Raw genomic sequence first — 18,124 nt, forward strand, 5'->3', positions numbered from 1 at the left:
CAGGGGCCGCTGCCCGCCCGGCGCCCTCTGAGCCGACGTGCTACTTGTTCACCACGATCGCCGCGAGCACACCGGCGTTGTTGGTGTCCCAGAACCCGATGACCTGCTGCCCGAAGGCGAAGGCCTCCTGGACCTCGTCATGCGTGATCTGGTTCGGGTTCACCAGCTGACGCCAGGCGCCCTGGATGAACAGGTAGAGGATGACCGGCTGGCCGGGCAGGGGCGTCACGACGTCCCAGAAGTGCTCGGCCACACCACTGGTGATGGCCTGGCTGTCGATCGCGCTCGGCAGGATCAGCGGCTGGCCCTGGCCCTGCTGTTGCTGGCCCTGCTGCTGGCTCTGCTGGCCGAGCTGCTGGAGCAGCTGCTGGTAGGGCTGCTGCTGGCCGAGCTGCTGCAGCTGCTGGAGCGGCTGCTGGCTCATCTGCTGACCCTGCGGGGGCGGAGAGGTGCTTGCGCCCTGCAGCCGGCCGAACGGTTGCTGCTGACCGTACTGCTGCTGTCCGTGCTGCTGCCCGTGCTGCTGCTGGCCGTACTGCTGACTCATGGAGCTGGGGTTCATCTGCGGGGTGGTGCTCATGCGATGTTCACCTTCCCTTTCGATTCATCCGGCGACGACCAGGCCCACGACCTCGTCGTCCGAGTACCAGACGCGTACGTCCGGCCGGCCCCCCGCGAAGGCGGCATGTACCGCCTGGCGGACTTCAGGGGCGGGGTGGTTGAGGTTGCGCCACGCGCCGGCCACGAACAGCCTCAGGCGCGGCGGAAGTTCACGCGGGTACGGCATCAGTTCGTCCCAGTACCGCTCCGCCTGTCCCGAGCCGACCGACGACGGCACCAGCTCGGTGACCGCCGCCTTGATGTCGGGGCGGTTGCCGATCCGCTGCGAGGCCGGGCGCCCCGGAGCGTCCTGCTGCGGCGAACCGGTCCTGCGCAGCACCTCGCGGGCCTGCTCGGGGCCCATCGGTGCGAGGTGCGCGGCCTTGAGGATGCCCTGCAGGGCCGCCAGGGCGCCGACCACCACCGGCGAGGCCGAGGAGGTGCCGGAGAAGGTGTCCGTGTACCAGGCGATCTCCTCCGCGCCGCCCTGCAGGTCACCCGCCCGGTCCCAGAAGCCGCCGGTCGTGGTGACCTCGCGGCCCCAGCCCTGGGCGTCCAGCCGCGCGCCGTAGTTGGAGAACGCCAGCCGCGAGCGGTCGGGACCGTGGTCGCGGCCGTGCGTCCCGGGCGGGGGAGCGCCCGCGCCGACGAGGACCGCACCGGAGGGCTGGTTCGACGGGTTGAAGGGGTTGCGCCACCACTCGGGGAACGCGTCCGGCCTGCGCTCGTACACCGCGTCGTCCAGGCTCTCGCCGCCGTTGCCGGCCGCCTCCACGACCAGGACGCCCTTCGATGTCGCCCAGCGGATCGCGGCGAAGTCGTCCGGCCACCACTCCAGCGCGATGTAGCCGCGCTGGTCGTCGCGTTCCTCGTGGTCGAACCGCGGTCCCGGCCGGTGGAGTTCGATCAGGAGGAGGTCGCCGTGGGTGAGGCGCTCGGCCGCGGCATGGATGGCCGCGGCGGAGCCGATGCCCTGGAACGACGCCGCCGCGGTCAGCGCCTCGGGAGCGATACCGGTGATCCCCTTCTCGTCGCGGTCCCCGCCGATGATGCCGAGGACCGCCGTGCCGTGGTTGCGCCATGCGATGTCCTGGACCGGATTGCCGACGACGATGCCGGCGAGCTTCTCCGCCAGGTCCTCATGGCCCAGCTGCCAGGCTCCTTCGACATCGACGACGGTGACGTTCTGTCCGGAGCCGCCCGGCCGCTGCCAGGCCCAGTACGCGTCCACGCCCTCGGGCGCGGGCGCCAAGTAGCCCTGGCGGCCGGTGAAGTCCGGTGTCGCGGGTGCGCCTTCCTTGAGCCGCTTGGCCTCTTCGGGCCGGGCTTTCGCCGTGGCGCCGTGGGGTGCCGTCCGAGCGGGTACGGCGCCGGGCTTGAGGTACGCCGTCTCGATCTCGGGGAGGGCGGCCAGCCGGGCGGTGAGCTCCTCGGTCCGGTCCCCGCCGCCCCGTACCCGGTAGAAGAGCGAGAGGTCCGGCAGCGTGCCCCGGCCGCCGTCGGCCGGTCCCTCCGGCTGCGGAGGCAGAGCGGACCGGGTCCGCTCCTCACTGCCGAACACCGGTTCCAGCGCGAGCTGTTCGTCGCTCAGGAACATGTTCAGTGCGGAGATGTCCGCCCCGGAGGCCGACCGTACGCCTTGGGTGTCGGCGCGCAGCCGGGCCTCGGCCCGTGCGACGACGATCAGCTCCGGCTCGGCTCCTTGATAGGTGAATCCAGCTCCGTCGGGTCCAGGGCCCGCAGTTCCGGGTTCCTGACCTGGGAGTGCCTGATCGGTCATCGCTATGACCGCTCCCTTCGGGTGCCGTGCTCCTTGTCGTTCGTGGACTGTGCGTTGTCCGTGCTCGGTCTGTGCTCGGTCTCTGCTTGCTCTGTGCTCGGTCTGCGTGGTGGCCACCCTGCTCCCTCCGCCGCAGCCCGTCCACCCTGCTTACGCGAAATACGTTTTAAATCAAGCTGAATGGGAACCCCGTGCAATTCGGCTGGAAGAAGATGTCACGCCACAATTCGGCCAAACACTGCGGAGAAGCCGGCCGTGTGCTGAGGTGAATGGGTCTGTAGAACACTTGTCGGAAGGACGACTCCATGCACCGTTCCTTCGCACGTCGAGGAGTGCTCGGAGCAGCCGCGGCCATGGCCGGCGCGGCACTCCTTGCCCCAGGGGAAGGCGTGGCCCGGGCGGCCGAATTAACCGGTACGCGTCTGCCCACCCGTTTCCCGTTGCCGAACGGCTTCCAGCCCGAAGGGATCGCCATCGGACAGAGTCCTTATGCCTACTTCGGGTCGATAGCCACCGGCGATATCTACCGAGCGAGCCTGGCCACCGGCCGGGGAAGCGTCATCAGCCACGGTCTCGGAGTGGACCACCCCTCGGTCGGACTCAAAATTGACCGGAGCGAGCGGCTGCTGTTCGTCTGCGGCGGTGTGAGCCGGGAGATCCGGGTCATCGAGGTCCGCTCGGGGAAGCTGCTGAAGACCTTCACCGTCGGCTCCGACGGCACCATGGTCAACGATGTGATCCTCACGCCGGGCACCGCCTGGTTCACGGACTCGTTCAAACCGCAGATCTATCGCCTCCCGCTCGGCCGGCACGACGAGCCGGGCGACAGGGTGGCGACCGTCCCGCTGGGCGGCGACTGGGAGCAGGGGCCCTCTTTCACGGCCAATGGCATCGAGCGCACACCGGACGGGCGCGCCCTGCTGTTGGTCAACACCGTGGTCGGCGGCGGCGGTCTGATGCGGGTCGATCCGCGTACCGGCATCGCGCGGCGAGTCGACATCGGAGACACCCGACTCCCCAACGGCGACGGCCTGTTGCTGCTCGGCCGCACCCTCTATGTCGTACAGCAGGCGCAGAACGCCATCGATGTGCTGCGACTCAATGACTCGGGCACCCGCGGCACGGCTGTCGCGCGCATCACCGATCCGGAGCGCTTCAGAATTCCCACGACGGCGGCGGCCTGGGGCGAGCGGATCTATCTGCCCAACGCCCGCTTCGATGTGGAGCCGACACCCGACACGACGTACGACGCGGTTGCGGTGGACCAGGTCTGAGTACCTCAAGTCCTATGAGCACGACGTAAAGAACACGATGTGAACGTAAGGTGCGGGGCGCCGCCCACCGGCGCCGCCCCGCACTTCAGTCAGATGTCTCAGTCCTCCGAGGAATCTTCCTCGCCACCGGATTCCGACTCGGTTTCCGCTTCGGCTTCGGTGCCCGATCCGGTTCCAGGTTCGGTCCCGGTCCCGGCTTCGGTCTCCGCCTCCGCACGCGGTGGCATCGGCGGCCGGGTGCGCCCGCTGGAGGTGTCGCGCAGATACGAACTGGCCTCGCCCCCGTCGGTCGCATGCCCGGGACCCCCGTCGCGTCGCCGCAGATACCGCTCGAACTCGCGGGCGATGGCCTCGCCCGTAGCCTCGGGAAGCTCCGCGGTGTCCCGTGCCTCCTCCAGCGTCTGGACGTACTCCGCCACTTCGCTGTCCTCGGCGGCCAGTTGATCCACGCCCAGCTGCCAGGCCCGTGCGTCCTCGGGCAGTTCGCCGAGCGGGATACGGAGGCCGATGAGGTCCTCAAGACGGTTCAGCAGCGCCAGCGTCGCCTTGGGGTTGGGCGGCTGCGACACATAGTGCGGCACCGCGGCCCACAGACTCACCGCCGGCACCCCCGCATGCGTGCACGCCTCCTGGAGAATGCCGACGATGCCGGTCGGCCCCTCGTACCTGGTCTCTTCCAGATCCATGGTTCTGGCCAGATCCGGGTCAGAGGTGATCCCGCTGACCGGCACCGGCCGGGTGTGCGGGGTGTCGCCGAGCAGCGCGCCCAGAATCACCACCATCTCGACGCCCAGCTCATGGGCGAAGCCCAGGATCTCGTTGCAGAACGAGCGCCAGCGCATGGATGGCTCGATGCCGCGGACCAGCACCAGGTCGCGCGGTTTCTCGCCGCCGATGCGGACCACGGAGAGCCGGGTTGTGGGCCAGGTGATCTTCCGTACCCCGCCGTCCAGCCACACCGTGGGCCGGTTGACCTGGAAGTCGTAGTAGTCCTCGGCGTCGAGCGCCGCGAAGACCTCGCCCTTCCATTCCCGGTCCAGGTGTGCGACCGCGGTGGAGGCGGCGTCGCCGGCGTCGTTCCAGCCCTCGAACGCGGCCACCATGACCGGGTCGATCAGCTCGGGTACCCCCTCGAGCTCGATCACCCAGTGCCTCCTTCCGAAGTTCCTTGTCTACGCCCCAACCTTACGGCTTACGGGGCACCTCGCCGCAGCCCCCTTGCACGGCCGGGTGAACTTCCGCTCGATAGGGCATACGTCGGAGAGTCAGACGTCCGGCAGTCGATTCATCCGAGCTGTGTCCGAGAAATTTCGTCCCTGCCCTGGACGTTGCCGCGTGGACGGCGCTATACATCGGATGACCAAGAGGTCCGATGTTCTCCGATGTTCGTCTCGCGGGGGTGCGTGCATGAGTCAGACCGTCACGGAGTTCGAGGTCCACGACATCCGCTTTCCCACCTCGGAACAGCTCGACGGCTCGGACGCCATGAACCCGGATCCCGACTACTCCGCCGCCTATGTGGTGATGCGCGCGACCGACGGGGCCGAGGGACACGGCTTCTGCTTCACCATCGGGCGCGGCAACGATGTCACCGCCGCGGCCATCGAAGCGCTGCGTCCCTATGTGGTCGGGCGCCCGGCGCCCCGTACCGCAGCCGACCTGGCCGCGCTCCACCACGACCTGACCCATGACTCACAGCTGCGCTGGCTCGGCCCGGAGAAGGGCGTGATGCACATGGCCGCCGGCGCGGTCGTCAACGCGGCCTGGGACCTGGCGGCGAAGCGCGCAGGCCGGCCGGTGTGGGAGTTCCTTGCCGCGATGTCGTCCGAGGAGCTGGTCTCACTCGTCGACTTCCGCTATCTGACCGACGTCCTGACCCGGGACGAGGCGCTGGCCATCCTGCGGGCCGCGGAACCCGGCCGGGCCGAGCGGGCCGCGAACCTGCGGGAGAGGGGCTATCCCGCGTACACCACCTCGCCCGGCTGGCTGGGCTACTCGGACGAGAAGCTGGTGGCGCTGGCCAAGGAAGCGGTCGCCGACGGCTTCGGCCAGATCAAGCTGAAGGTCGGCGCGGACCTCGGCGACGACATACGGCGGATGAAGCTGGCCCGCGCCGCTGTCGGCCCGTCCGTACGCATCGCCGTGGATGCCAACCAGCGCTGGGACGTTGCCGATGCCCTGCGCTGGATGACGGCACTCGCCCCGTACGAACCGCACTGGATCGAGGAGCCGACCAGCCCCGACGACATCCTCGGCCACGCCGCCGTCCGCGCCGGCCAGCCGGTCAAGGTCGCCACCGGCGAGCATGCCGCCAACCGCGTCGTCTTCAAACAGCTGCTCCAGGCCGGGGCCGTCGACTTCGTCCAGATCGACGCCGCGCGTGTCGCCGGTGTCAACGAGAACATCGCGATCCTGCTGCTCGCGGCCAAATACGGCGTCCCCGTCTGCCCGCACGCCGGCGGGGTAGGACTGTGCGAGCTCGTCCAGCATCTGGCCATGTTCGACTACGTCGCCGTCTCCGGCAGCTGGGAGGACCGGGTCATCGAGTACGTCGACCACCTCCACGAGCACTTCACCGACCCCGCCGTGATCGCCTCCGGACGCTATGTCGCACCGCGCGCACCGGGCTTCTCCGCCCGCATGCTCCCCGAGTCGATCGCCGCCCACCGCTATCCCGAGGGGCCCGTCTGGCAGGCCCGCCGCACCATCGAGGAGGTCAACTCATGAGCGGAGCAAGGGACTTCGAGGGACTGTCCGCGCTGGTGACCGGCGGCGCCTCGGGCATCGGCGCCGCCGTCGCGACACTGCTGCTCAGCCGCGGCGCCCAGGTCGCCGTACTCGACCGCGAGACGGCGGGAGCGCCGGACGGCGTCCTCGCCCTCAAGGCCGATGTCACCGACGACGCCGCGGTCCGCACGGCCGTCGACAGGGCCGCGGCGGAGTTCGGCGCCCTGCACACCGTCGTCTCCAACGCCGGTATCGGCGCCATCGGCACCGTCGCCGACAACGCCGACGAGGAATGGCGGCGCGTCCTCGACATCAATGTGCTCGGCATGGTGCGGGTGGCCCGCCACGCCCTGCCGCATCTGCGCCGCGCCGCCGCGAACCGCCCCGGCCATGTCTCCATCACCCAGACATGCTCCGTCGCAGCCACGGCAGGACTGCCCCAGCGCGCCCTGTACAGCGCCAGCAAGGGCGCGGTCCTCTCACTCACCCTCGCCATGGCCGCCGACCATGTCCGCGAAGGCATCCGCGTCAACTGCGTCAACCCCGGCACCGCCGACACCCCGTGGATCGGCGGCCTGCTCGACCGGGCCGCCGACCCCGCGGCCGAACGTGCCGCCCTCGAGGCCCGCCAGCCCACCGGACGGCTGGTCGCGGCGGACGAGGTCGCCGCCGCCATCGTTTATCTCGCCGGCCCCGCCGCGGCCGCCGTCACCGGCACGGCACTCGCCGTCGACGGCGGAATGCAGGGCCTGCGCCTGCGTCCCCCGAACCAAGCGCCCTGAGCCGACACCACCGAAGGACGGGACAATGAGAGTGCGTACGACAAGTGCCGCGGCCTGCGCAGTACTTCTGGCCGTGACGGCCCTCGCGGGCTGCAACCGTGACTCGGGCAGCGGGTCCGCCGGGGGCAAGGTGGGCATCGATCTGCCGCGCAGCGACAGCGACTTCTGGAACTCCTACCAGCAGTACATGGAGAACGGCGTCAAGGACGGCGAGGTCGACGCGCTGTCCCTGACCAACTCCCAGAACGACATCGGAAAGCTGGTCGCCAACGTCCAGACCTTCACCGACCAGGGCGCCAAGGCCGTCGTCATGGCCCCGCAGGACACCGGCGCGATAGCCGAGTCGCTGCAGAGCCTTCAGGAGAAGAAGATCCCGGTCGTCAGCGTCGACACCCGGCCCGACAAGGGCAAGGTCTACATGGTGGTCCGGGCCGACAACCGCGCGTACGGCGAGAAGGCCTGCAAGTACCTCGGCGAGCAGCTGAAGGGCAAGGGCAAGGTCGTGGAGTTCCAGGGCGACCTGTCCTCCATCAACGGCCGGGACCGCTCCGAGGCCTTCAAGTCCTGTATGGCCAAGGACTTCCCCGGCATCAAGGTCTTCGAGCTCGCCACCGACTGGAAGGGCGATGTCGCGTCCGCCAAGCTCCAGTCCACACTCGCCGCGCACCCCGACATCAACGGCATCTATATGCAGGCCGGCGGTGTGTTCCTGCAGCCCACACTCGCGCTGCTCGAGCAGAAGAAGCTGCTGAAGGCCCCCGGCACCCCGGGCCACATCACGATCATCTCCAACGACGGCATCCCGGAGGAGCTCGACGCCATCAAGGCCGGGAAGATCGACGCCACGGTCTCCCAGCCCGCCGATCTGTACGCCAAGTACGCGCTGTACTGGGCCAAGCAGGCGCTGGACGGAAAGACCCCCAAGGAGGGGCCGACCGACCATGAGTCCACGATCATCAAGATCCCGAACGGGTTCGAGGACCAGCTGCCCGCGCCACTGGTGACCAAGGAGAACGTCGACGACCCGAAGCTGTGGGCCAACCAGCTGGAGAAGAAGAGCTAGCCATGGAGCACCAGGCACCGGCCGCCGTACACGCGGCAGGCATCGTCAAGCGCTTCGGTCCGACCGTGGCGCTCGACGGTGTACGCCTCACCGTCGCGCCCGGCGAGTCGCACGCGTTGGTCGGGCGCAACGGCGCGGGCAAGTCCACGCTGGTCAGCGTCCTCACCGGGTTGCACCGGCCGGACGCGGGCGAGGTGAGCTTCAACGGCGAGCCGGCGCCGCCCTTCGGGGACATGGCGGCCTGGCAGTCCAAGGTCGCCTGCGTCTACCAGAAGTCGATGGTCGTCCCTGATCTGACCGTCGCCGAGAACCTCTTCCTGAATCGCTTCGACGCCGGTAGCCGCTTCATCAGCTGGCGGCAGCTGCGGCGGCGCGCCGAGGAGCTCCTCGCCGGATACGGAGTGAGCGTCGACCCCAGGACCAGGGCGAAGGATCTCGCCGTCGAGCAGCGCCAGTTCGTGGAAATCGCCCGCGCCCTGTCCTTCGGTGCGCGGCTGATCGTCCTCGACGAACCGACCGCGCAGCTCGACGCCCGCGGAATCCAGCGGCTCTTCACCAAACTGCGCGAACTGCAGCGCCGGGGAGTGGCGTTCCTCTTCATCTCCCACCATCTGCAGGAGGTGTACGAACTGTGCACCGCCGTCACCGTCTACCGCGACGCCCGCCATGTCATCACCGCCCCGGTCGCGGAACTCTCCAAGGACGACCTGGTCACGGCCATGACGGGGGAGTCCACCGGCGGCCCGTCGACGTGGCACGCGCCCGTCGGCGCGGTCCGGGACGAGGAGCCGGTACTGCGTACCGAAGGCCTCACCCTGGAGGGCGAGTTCGAGCCGCTCGACCTGGAGGTGCGGCCCGGCGAGGTGCTGGGTCTTGCCGGGGCCGCGGCCAGCGGCAACACCGCCCTCGGCGAAACCCTGGTCGGTATGCGCAGGGCGAGCGCGGGACGGATCACCGTACGCGGCCGGGCTGTGAAGCCGGGCAGCGTCCCGCACGCGCTCGACGCCGGTATCGGTTACATCCCCGAGGACCGCCACCTTCAAGGGCTGGTCATCGGCCGCAGCGTCGCCGAGAACGCCACGCTCACCGTCACCGACCAGCTCGGCCCCTGGGGGACCGTACTGCCGTCTCGTACAAGGGAATTCGCCCAGTCCATGATCTCTTCGCTCGACATCAAGACGCAGGGACCGGAGCAGCCCGTCTCCGGCCTCTCGGGCGGCAACCAGCAGAAAGTCGTGGTCGCCCGCGCCCTGGCCCGTAGACCCAGCGCGCTGGTGGCGGTCCGGCCCACCGCGGGCGTCGATGTGAAGTCCAAGGACTCGCTGCTCTCAGTCGTACGACGGGTGGCGGACGAGGGCAGCGCGGCCGTGATCATCTCGGACGAGCTGGACGATCTGCGGGTGTGTGACCGGGTGCTCGCCCTCTTCCACGGGCGGGTGGTCGCGACGTTCGGCAGTGGGTGGACCGACCGCGAACTGGTCGCCGCCATGGAAGGTGTGGGGGAGCAGGAATGACCGGGACGATACGGCCGCTCACGGCCGACGAGCTCAAGACCGCGAGCCCGCGCAGCCGGCTGCGGCTGATCCGATGGAGCGACTTCTCGCTGGTGCCGGTGATTCTGGTGCTGATGGTGATCGGTTTCATCGTCTCGCCGGTCTTCCTCACCTCGAACAACCTGATCAGCGTGGTCCAGCAGTCTTCCGAGCTCAGCCTGCTGGTCCTCGGCCAGGCGCTGATCCTGATCTGCGGCCGGATGGATCTGTCGCTGGAGTCGACGATCGGCATCGCGCCGGTCATCGCCATGTGGCTGGTCCTGCCGACGGAGGGCGGGCGCTTCGCGGGCCTGGAGCTGTTGCCGGTCTGGACGGCGATCCCGCTCTGTCTGCTGGTCGGTACGGCGATCGGCGCGATCAACGGCTTTCTGATGCTGAAGCTGCGTGTCAACGGCTTCATCGCCACGCTCGGCATGCTCACCATGCTGCGTGGCCTTCACATCGGCATCACCGAGGGCAAGTCGATCACCGATGTCCCGGAGTCCTTCAGGTACTTGGGCAAGACCGACTGGCTCGGCGCGCCGGCCGCCGTGTGGATCTGTCTGGCACTCTTCGCCATCGGCGGCGCGGGACTGGCGTATCTGCGCCACGGGCGCGCGCTGTACGCGATCGGCGGCAACCCGGAGGCGGCCCGGGCGGCCGGTATCCGCGTCGACCGGATCACCTGGATCGTGCTGGCCGTCGGCGGCCTGCTCGCCGCCTTCGCCGGCATCCTCTACACCGGCCACTACGGCTCGGTCGCGGCCACCCAGGGCAACGGCTGGATCTTCCAGGTGTTCGCCGCGGCCGTGATCGGCGGGATCAGCCTCAAGGGCGGCCGCGGCACGCTCTTCGGCGCGCTGACCGGTGTGCTGACCCTCCAGCTGGTCGTCAATGTGATGACGCTGGGCGGAGTGCCGGCGTTGTGGAACCAGTTCCTGAACGGAGCGATCATCATTGTCGCGCTGGTGATCTCCCGCTTCGCGAGCGGGGAGAAGCAGGACTGACGCGGCGGGGGGCGGGGCCGCTGCGCGGGGCTTGTCCCCGGGCAGATCAAGCCCCGCCGGCGATTGAGGCGTGGGGGTTCGGGGCGGACCCCCCGCTACAGAGTTGACCTCAGCCACTGCTCCACGCTCGCGATATGCACCGTCGCCCACGACTTCGCCGCCTCCGCGTCGCGGTCGCGGAGCGCCGACAGGATCGCCCGGTGCTCGTGGAGCGTACGGCTGACCGCGTCCTCCTGCGTCAGCCCGCGCCAGACCCTCGCCCGGGTGGTCGGTCCGGAGAGCCCGTCCAGCAGTGAGCAGAGCACCGAATTGCCCGAGGTCTGGACGATGCCGCGGTGGAATTCCAGGTCGGCGGCGACCAGTTCCTCCACCGAGGGCTGCGGGCCGAGCGCGTCCAGCTGGGCGCTCAGTACGTCCAGTTCGCTCTCGCTGATCCGGGTGGCGGCCATCGCCGTGGCGGCCGGTTCCAGGATGCGGCGTACGGCCAGGAACTCCAGCACCGTGTCGTCCCGGTGGAAGTCCACGACGAAGCTCAGCGCCTCCAGCAGCAACTGCGGGTCCAGGCTGGTCACATAGGTCCCGTCACCCTGCCGTACATCCAGGATGCGGATCAGCGACAGCGCGCGTACCGCCTCCCGCAGTGAGTTGCGGGACAGCCCCAGCTCGGCGGCGAGTTCGCTCTCCTTGGGGAGGCGGTCGCCGGGGCGCAGCGCGCCCGAGACGATCATTCCCTTGATCTTCTCGATGGCCTCGTCGGTGACAGCCATGGGCGACCTCCAGACATCCGATGTATCGGCACCCATTATGCGTCCCAGAGGGTGGTCGGAGCCTCCTTCCGCACGATCGGGGCGATCTCCTCGGAAAATCGATGCAGGGTTTCCATCTGTTCCGCCCGATCGAGCCCGAAACCGTCCACCGTGATCGACTGCAGATCGTGCCGGTACACCTGGTGACAGCCGAGGATCTTGTCGATGATCTGCTGCGGGCTGCCGATCAGCTGCGGCCCGTCCGCGATCGCGTCCTCGATGGTGCGGAACGGAGTGTTGTAGCCCGCTCTGCCCTCCAGATGCGACTTGAAGTTCTGCCGCACCCGCGCCTCGTACACCTCCTTGTAGCGCGTCACCGCCTGCTCGGCCGTGTCCGCGATGAGCAGACCGCCCGAGCCGGCCGCCACATGGGCACGGGCCGGGTCATGGCCGTACGCGACGAAGCGCTCGCGGTAGTGGTCGATCAGCTTCGCGTACGCCTCACGCGGCTGAACGGCGTTGGCGGTGAAGAGCGGATCGCCGTGCTTGGCGGCCAGCTCGGGGGAGTTGAGGCTGGTGGCGGAGCCGTGCCAGATGCGCGGCGGCCCGGCGTACGGACGCGGCACCGTGGTCACCTGATGCAGAGGCGGCCGGAACTCGCCCTCCCAGTCCACGCCTTCCTCGGTCCAGAGTCTGCGCAGCAGCTCGTACCTCTCCTTCTGGAGGTCCCACTGGCGCGCCTCGTCGAGACCGAAGAGATCGAAGTGCCCGGCCTCCGCGCCCTTGCCGACGACCAGTTCGATCCGGCCGCGTGAGATCTGGTCGAGGGTCGCGAAGTCCTCGGCGACCCGCACAGGATCGAGGATCGCGACCACGGTGACGCCCGTCAGCAGCTTGATCCTGCTGGTCCGGGCGGCCAGCGCGCCCAGCACCGCCGTGGGACTCGACGAGAGGAACGCGCCCGCGTGACGCTCACCGATCGCGTACGCGTCGAAGCCGAGCCGCTCGGCCGCCTCGCCGACCGCGAGTACCTCCTCGAACCGGTCCGCGGGGGAGAGCTGCTCATGGGTCAGCGGATGCGGAGCGTGATTGATGAGAGAGAGCACTTGAAACTTCATGCTTCAACTGTCCCTGGGGGATGTTGCGGCATGGTGGCGGCCGTATGGCATGGGTGGCCGTATGGCATGGGTAAGGGGCGGCCTCCAGGGAGGCCGCCCCTTACCCATGCCATACAAGTGCCGTGCTGTTACGCCTTGTCGATCAGCAGCTTGTCGACCTTGCCGCGGATCTCGTCCGTCGCCAGACCGCGGATCGTCAGCGTCGTACGACGACGCAGCACATCGTCCGCCGTCTCGGCCCACTCGTGGTCACGCGCGTACACGACCTGCGCCCAGATCTCCGGCGCGTCCGGGTGGATGCGCTCGGCGAGCGCCGGGTTCTCGTTGGCCAGGCGTGCGATGTCGAAGGACAGCGAACCGTAGTGAGTGGCGAGGTGACGGGCCGTGTCGGCCGCCATCCGCGGGCCCGGCGTGCCGCCGTCGACGAGCAGCCGGTGGGCGACCGCGTTCGGGTTGGCTATCCCGGGCAGCGGGAGCTTCTTCGGCAGATGCGCGATCGGCTCCATGTCCTCGGCCAGCGGCTGCCCGGGCAGGGCGGCCAGCTTGTTCATCACCGTACGGCCGATGTGGCGGAAGGTCGTCCACTTGCCGCCGGCCACCGACAGCATGCCGCCGCGGCCTTCGGTGACGACCGTCTCGCGCTTGGCCTTCGAGGTGTCGCCGGGACCGCCCGGCAGCACCCGCAGACCCGCGAAAGAGTACGTGATCAGATCGCGCGACAGCTGCTGGTCCCGGATGGAGAACGCGGCCTCGTCCAGGATCTGCGCGGTGTCCTTCTCGTTGACCGCGACATCCGCCGGGTCGCCCTCGTACACCTCGTCGGTCGTACCGAGCAGCAGCATGTCCTCCCAGGGGAGGGCGAAGGTGATGCGGTACTTGTCGATCGGGGTCGCCAGCGCGGCCTTCCACGGCGAGGTCCGCTTGAGCACCAGGTGCGCGCCCTTGGAGAGACGAATGGACGGAGCCGCGTCCGGGTTCTCCATCCGGCGCAGGTGGTCGACCCACGGACCGGTGGCGTTGAGCACCAGACGGGCCGTGACACCGAACTCGGTACCGTCCAGACGGTCCTTGAGCTCCGCGCCCGTGACCCGGCCCTTGGTGAAGCGCAGCCCGGTGACCTCGGCGTGGTTGAGAACGGTGGCGCCCGACTCGACGGCCGCACGCACCGTCATCAGCGCCATCCGGGAGTCGTTCATCTGGTCGTCGCCGTACACGGCAACGGCCTTCAGGCCCTCCGTGCGCAGCTCGGGAACATCACGCTGCGCCTTGTTCGCGCTGATGACATGGCCGACGCCGTCACCGAACGCCGAGAGCGCGGAGTAGGCGAAGACGCCCGCGCCGAGCTTCGCCGCGCCGTGCGGTCCGCCCTTGTAGACCGGCAGATAGAAGGTGAGCGGGTTGGCCAGGTGCGGGGCCACCTGACGGGAGACCGCGCGCCGCTCGAAGTGGTTCTCCGCGACCAGCTTCACCGCGCCGGTCTGCAGATAGCGCAGACCGCCGTGGAGAAGCTTGGAGGAGGCGGAGGAGGTGGCGCCGGCGAAGTCGCCGGCGTCCACCAGAGCCACCCGCAGCCCGGACTGCGCCGCATGCCAGGCGGTGGAGATGCCCAGGATGCCGCCGCCGATCACCAGGAGGTCGTACGTCGCCTTGGAAAGCTGCTCCCGAGTCTCGGCGCGGCTCGGAAGGGAGCCGGAGGCCGGGTGCGTCCCCAGGGCAGGGACGCTCTGCAGGGTGGTCATCTTGATTTACTCCTCGTCAGCGTCGTCTTCGAGCCAGCCCATGGTCCGCTCGACGGCCTTGAGCCAGCTCTTGTACTCGCGGTCCCGTTGGTCCGCATCCATGTGGGGGGTCCACTCGGCGGCCCGGCGCCAGTTGGCGCGCAGCGCGTCGGTGTCCGGCCAGTAGCCGACGGCAAGACCGGCGGCGTAGGCAGCGCCGAGACAGGTCGTCTCGGCGACCATCGGGCGCACCACCGGTGCGTCCAGGAAGTCCGAGAGGGTCTGCATCAGCAGGTTGTTGGAGGTCATGCCGCCGTCGACCTTGAGCGCGGTCAGCTCGACGCCGGAGTCCTTGGTCATGGCGTCACTGATCTCGCGGGTCTGCCAGGCGGTGGCCTCGAGAACGGCGCGGGCGATGTGGGCCTTGGTGACATAGCGGGTCAGGCCGGCGATCACACCGCGGGCGTCGGGACGCCAGTACGGGGCGAACAGGCCGGAGAAGGCCGGCACGAAGTACGCGCCGCCGTTGTCCTCGACGGAGGAGGCGAGCGTCTCGATCTCGGCCGCGGAGTTGATCAGGCCCATCTGGTCGCGCATCCACTGCACCAGCGAACCGGTGACGGCGATGGAACCCTCGAGGGCGTACACCGGTGCCTGCTCGCCGATCCGGTAGCCGACGGTCGTCAGCAGGCCGTTGTACGAGTTGACGGGCTCGTGACCGGTGTTCATCAGCATGAAGGTGCCGGTGCCGTACGTCGACTTGGCCTCGCCCTCGGCGAAACAGGTCTGGCCGAACAGGGCCGCCTGCTGGTCACCGAGCGCAGAGGCGACCGGCACACCGGCGAGGGCGCCGCTCTTGGCGGTCCCGTACACCTCGGCGGAGGAACGGATCTCCGGCAGCACCGCGGCCGGGACCTCCATCGACTGGAGGATCTTCTCGTCCCAGTCGAGGGTGTGCAGGTTCATCAGCATGGTGCGCGAGGCGTTGGTGACGTCGGTGACGTGCACGCCGCCGTTGACGCCGCCGGTCAGGTTCCAGATGACCCAGGAGTCCATGGTGCCGAAGAGGATCTCGCCGCGCTCGGCGCGCTCGCGCAGGCCCTCGACGTTGTCCAGCAGCCAGCGGATCTTCGGGCCGGCGAAGTACGAGGCCAGGGGCAGGCCCGTCTCGCGGCGGAAGCGGTCCTGCCCGACGTTGCGGCCGAGCTCCTTGCAGAGAGCGTCGGTACGGGTGTCCTGCCAGACCAGGGCGTTGTGCACCGGCTCACCGGTGTTCTTGTCCCAGAGGACGGTGGTCTCGCGCTGGTTGGTGATGCCGATGGCCTTGACGTCGGCGGCGGTGATGCCCGCCTTCGCGACCGCGCTGTCGACGACCTCCTGGACATTGGTCCAGATCTCGGCGGCGTTGTGCTCCACCCAGCCCGGCTTCGGGAAGATCTGCTCGTGCTCCTTCTGGTCGACCGAGACGATCCGGCCATCCGTGTCGAAGACGATGCAGCGGCTGGAGGTGGTGCCCTGGTCGATGGCCGCGATGAACGGGCCGGTGGTGTGTGTGTCGGTCACGGAGTGCTCCTGCGAGGTCAGAGGGTCGGCTTAGGCGAACGCGAGGTTGTAGATACCCGCTGCAAGGGCGCCGCCGACGAGCGGGCCGACAACCGGGATCCATGCGTAGCCCCAGTCCGAGCCGCCCTTGTTGGGCAGCGGCAGCAGCGCGTGCACTATGCGCGGGCCCAGGTCGCGGGCCGGGTTGATGGCGTAGCCCGTCGGTCCGCCGAGCGAGAGGCCGATACCGACGACGACGAACGCGGTGATCAGTGCGCCGATGACGCCGAGACCCTTGCCGCTGTCGTTGAGGCCCTGGGTCAGGACCGCAAGCACGAGCACCGTGGTGCCGATGATCTCGGTGGCCAGGTTCTGCCACACGACCCGGACCTCGGGGCCGGTGGAGAAGACGCCGAGTACCGGTCCGGCCTTCGGTGCGGCCTCCTCGCTGACCAGGCCTTCCTCGTGCGGCGCCGCGGAGATGATCTCCGGGTCCGTGAGGTGGGCCTGGAACTGTCCGTAGTACGCGATCCAGACCAGAGTGGCGCCGATCATGGCGCCGAGCAGCTGTCCGGCGAGGTAGACCGGAACATTGCTCCAGTCCCCGTCCTTGATCGCGATGCCGACGGTGACCGCAGGGTTGAGGTGGGCGCCGGAAAGAGTGCCCGTCATGTAGACCGCGGTCATGACCGCGAATCCCCACCCGAAGGTGATCGCCAGCCAGCCGGCGTTCTGCGCCTTCGAGCGCTTGAGTACGACGGCGGCGACCACGCCACCACCGAGCAGGATGAGTACGGCGGTACCAATGATCTCGCCGATGAAGATGTCGGAGTTGGACACCCGCGACTCCTTTGTCCTTCGTCCAGGGAAAGCGAACCCCGGGTCCCTCCGGTGGTCCGCGCCCTCAGGTGAGGGCGTTTGCCGGCCCTGGCGTTGTCACACCCTAGCGCGTATTGCCGGTAGGTGTTCGACAATGCCGACCGATGCACGGCAGTTTTGCCCTGGTGTTAACACGACGTCAAGGGTTCCGTGGCCGAAAACTCGATCGTTATCCACGAAGAGCCAAACCGTGCTGAAACGCCGCTCAGAAGCGCTGGGCGCCCAGATCCCTGGAGACCGCGCGGGCACAGTCCCGTACCGCCGCGACCAGCTCGGACCGCACCTCGTCGGCGTTGCAGACGCGCTCGACCGCGCCCGTGATGGCCACCGCGCCCACCGGCATGCGGCGCCGGTCGTGGATGGGCGCGGCCACCGAGGCGACGCCCTCCCAGGTCTCTTCCATGTCGGCCGCCCAGCCGCGCGCCCGCGCATGCTCGAGCACCGACTCGAAGTCGTCCGGGCCCGTGACGGTCCGCGGCGTGAAGACCTTGCGTTCGACCTCCATCGCCTCGCTGTGCGCCACCGGGTCGTACGCCGAGAGCACCTTCCCGAGTGCGGTGGAGTGCAACGGCTGCATGGCCCCCACCTCCAGGACCTGGCGGCTGTCGTCCGGCCGGAAGACGTGGTGGATGATCAGAACGCCGTGCTGGTGCAGCACCCCGAGGTGGACGCTCTCACCGCTGGAGCGCGCCAGGTCGTCCGTCCAGACCAGGGCGCGGGCGCGCAGCTCGTGCACGTCCAGGTAGCTGTTGCCGAGCCGCAGGAGCTCCGCCCCCAGCTGGTAACGGCCGGACGCCGGGTCCTGTTCGACGAAGCCCTCGGCCTGGAGCGTGCGCAGAATGCCGTGGGCGGTGCCCTTGGCCAGATCCAGCGACGAGGCGATGTCGGACAAGCCCAGTCGGCGTTCTCCGCCGGCGAGCAGTCGCAGCATCGCCGCCGCTCGTTCGAGCGACTGGATGTTCTTCGCCATTGGTCGGCCCTTCTCCACTGCAGTTCGACAATGCCGAACACTATCGCTCGATGTCGACCTTGGTCACCGCAGAGGGAGTACTCAACGACCAAAAGTCATCGCAGAGCCCGAGAAGAGGAAGGAGTCCGCCCCGTGGGACGCCCGCGCCCACAACGGTCCGCCCGGCTACTCTGGCTCCGTGCGCCTTCCACCGGAAGACGCAAAGCCGACAGCCGTCGCATCCCTGGGAGCACATCCATGGCCTCGTTGCCGACCCCCTCCGCCGACAGCCGGACCCGAATCGACGCCCTTCGTGAGGCGCTTGCCACGCGTGTGGTGGTGGCTGATGGTGCGATGGGCACGATGTTGCAGGCGCAGGATCCGACGCTGGAGGATTTCGAGAATCT

General features: G+C 68.9%; 15 protein-coding genes. 6 read left to right on the top strand and 9 right to left on the bottom strand.

Going from position 1 to position 18,124, the window contains the following annotated elements:
* Positions 1-40: 40 nt before the first annotated feature.
* Both ACFWDI_RS39595 and ACFWDI_RS39600 read right to left on the bottom strand, forming a co-directional pair.
* Entirely contained in the window at positions 41-580 is a 540-nt protein-coding gene (locus ACFWDI_RS39595) for a hypothetical protein (RefSeq protein WP_385311796.1), read from the bottom strand.
* Positions 581-604: 24 nt separating this feature from the next.
* Positions 605-2,380: a S8 family peptidase gene (locus ACFWDI_RS39600; protein ID WP_385311798.1), complete on the bottom strand. Its 1,776-nt coding sequence runs from the start codon at positions 2,378-2,380 to the stop codon at positions 605-607.
* A gap of 305 nt (positions 2,381-2,685) precedes the next feature.
* On the opposite strand from ACFWDI_RS39600, the gene ACFWDI_RS39605 reads away from it, so the two are divergent.
* On the top strand, positions 2,686-3,654 hold the full coding sequence (locus tag ACFWDI_RS39605; protein ID WP_385311801.1) for a superoxide dismutase: 969 nt from the start codon (positions 2,686-2,688) through the stop codon (positions 3,652-3,654).
* A gap of 98 nt (positions 3,655-3,752) precedes the next feature.
* Here ACFWDI_RS39605 and ACFWDI_RS39610 read toward each other — a convergent pair whose 3' ends face one another.
* A complete protein-coding gene (locus ACFWDI_RS39610; protein ID WP_385311803.1) occupies positions 3,753-4,799 on the bottom strand; it encodes a PAC2 family protein in 1,047 nt (348 codons plus the stop codon).
* Positions 4,800-5,061: 262 nt separating this feature from the next.
* Here ACFWDI_RS39610 and ACFWDI_RS39615 point away from each other — a divergent pair, with 262 nt between their 5' ends.
* Genes ACFWDI_RS39615 through ACFWDI_RS39635 form a run of 5 tightly spaced genes read left to right on the top strand, consistent with a single transcriptional unit; the run spans position 5,062 to position 10,765 of the window.
* Positions 5,062-6,381, top strand: a complete 1,320-nt coding sequence (locus ACFWDI_RS39615; protein WP_385311805.1) for an enolase C-terminal domain-like protein — start codon at positions 5,062-5,064, stop codon at positions 6,379-6,381.
* The gene (locus ACFWDI_RS39620; protein WP_385311807.1) at positions 6,378-7,163 is read left to right on the top strand and encodes an SDR family NAD(P)-dependent oxidoreductase; all 786 of its coding nucleotides are present in this window, start codon (positions 6,378-6,380) and stop codon (positions 7,161-7,163) included. The genes ACFWDI_RS39615 and ACFWDI_RS39620 overlap by 4 nt, the downstream gene beginning before the upstream one ends.
* A 25-nt stretch (positions 7,164-7,188) precedes the next feature.
* Positions 7,189-8,226: a sugar ABC transporter substrate-binding protein gene (locus ACFWDI_RS39625; RefSeq protein WP_385311809.1), complete on the top strand. Its 1,038-nt coding sequence runs from the start codon at positions 7,189-7,191 to the stop codon at positions 8,224-8,226.
* A 2-nt stretch (positions 8,227-8,228) separates the two neighbouring features.
* On the top strand, positions 8,229-9,740 hold the full coding sequence (locus ACFWDI_RS39630) for a sugar ABC transporter ATP-binding protein (RefSeq protein WP_385311811.1): 1,512 nt from the start codon (positions 8,229-8,231) through the stop codon (positions 9,738-9,740).
* Positions 9,737-10,765 carry an ABC transporter permease gene (locus tag ACFWDI_RS39635; protein WP_385311813.1) on the top strand — a complete coding sequence of 343 codons (1,029 nt, stop codon included), beginning with the start codon at positions 9,737-9,739 and terminating at the stop codon, positions 10,763-10,765. Before ACFWDI_RS39630 ends, ACFWDI_RS39635 begins: the two co-directional genes overlap by 4 nt.
* Positions 10,766-10,860: 95 nt before the next feature.
* On the opposite strand, the gene ACFWDI_RS39640 is transcribed toward ACFWDI_RS39635, so the two are convergent.
* The 6 genes from ACFWDI_RS39640 to ACFWDI_RS39665 form a co-directional block, all read right to left on the bottom strand.
* Complete coding sequence (locus ACFWDI_RS39640; RefSeq protein ID WP_385311815.1) at positions 10,861-11,532, bottom strand: FadR/GntR family transcriptional regulator; 672 nt, start codon at positions 11,530-11,532, stop codon at positions 10,861-10,863.
* Positions 11,533-11,567: 35 nt separating this feature from the next.
* Positions 11,568-12,629, bottom strand: coding sequence for an LLM class flavin-dependent oxidoreductase (locus ACFWDI_RS39645; RefSeq protein ID WP_385311816.1), 1,062 nt, complete (start codon positions 12,627-12,629; stop codon positions 11,568-11,570).
* Between the two features lie 128 nt (positions 12,630-12,757).
* A complete protein-coding gene (locus ACFWDI_RS39650) occupies positions 12,758-14,368 on the bottom strand; it encodes a glycerol-3-phosphate dehydrogenase/oxidase (RefSeq protein WP_327322450.1) in 1,611 nt (536 codons plus the stop codon).
* 6 nt (positions 14,369-14,374) lie between these two features.
* Positions 14,375-15,910, bottom strand: a complete 1,536-nt coding sequence (glpK, locus tag ACFWDI_RS39655) for a glycerol kinase GlpK (protein ID WP_385311820.1) — start codon at positions 15,908-15,910, stop codon at positions 14,375-14,377.
* Positions 15,911-15,940: 30 nt separating this feature from the next.
* Positions 15,941-16,729 carry an MIP/aquaporin family protein gene (locus tag ACFWDI_RS39660; RefSeq protein ID WP_385311823.1) on the bottom strand — a complete coding sequence of 263 codons (789 nt, stop codon included), beginning with the start codon at positions 16,727-16,729 and terminating at the stop codon, positions 15,941-15,943.
* 244 nt (positions 16,730-16,973) lie between these two features.
* Complete coding sequence (locus ACFWDI_RS39665) at positions 16,974-17,738, bottom strand: IclR family transcriptional regulator (RefSeq protein WP_385311825.1); 765 nt, start codon at positions 17,736-17,738, stop codon at positions 16,974-16,976.
* Positions 17,739-18,124 lie beyond the last annotated feature (386 nt).

Source organism: Streptomyces sp. NPDC060064, from assembly GCF_042736455.1.
GTDB lineage: Bacteria > Actinomycetota > Actinomycetes > Streptomycetales > Streptomycetaceae > Streptomyces.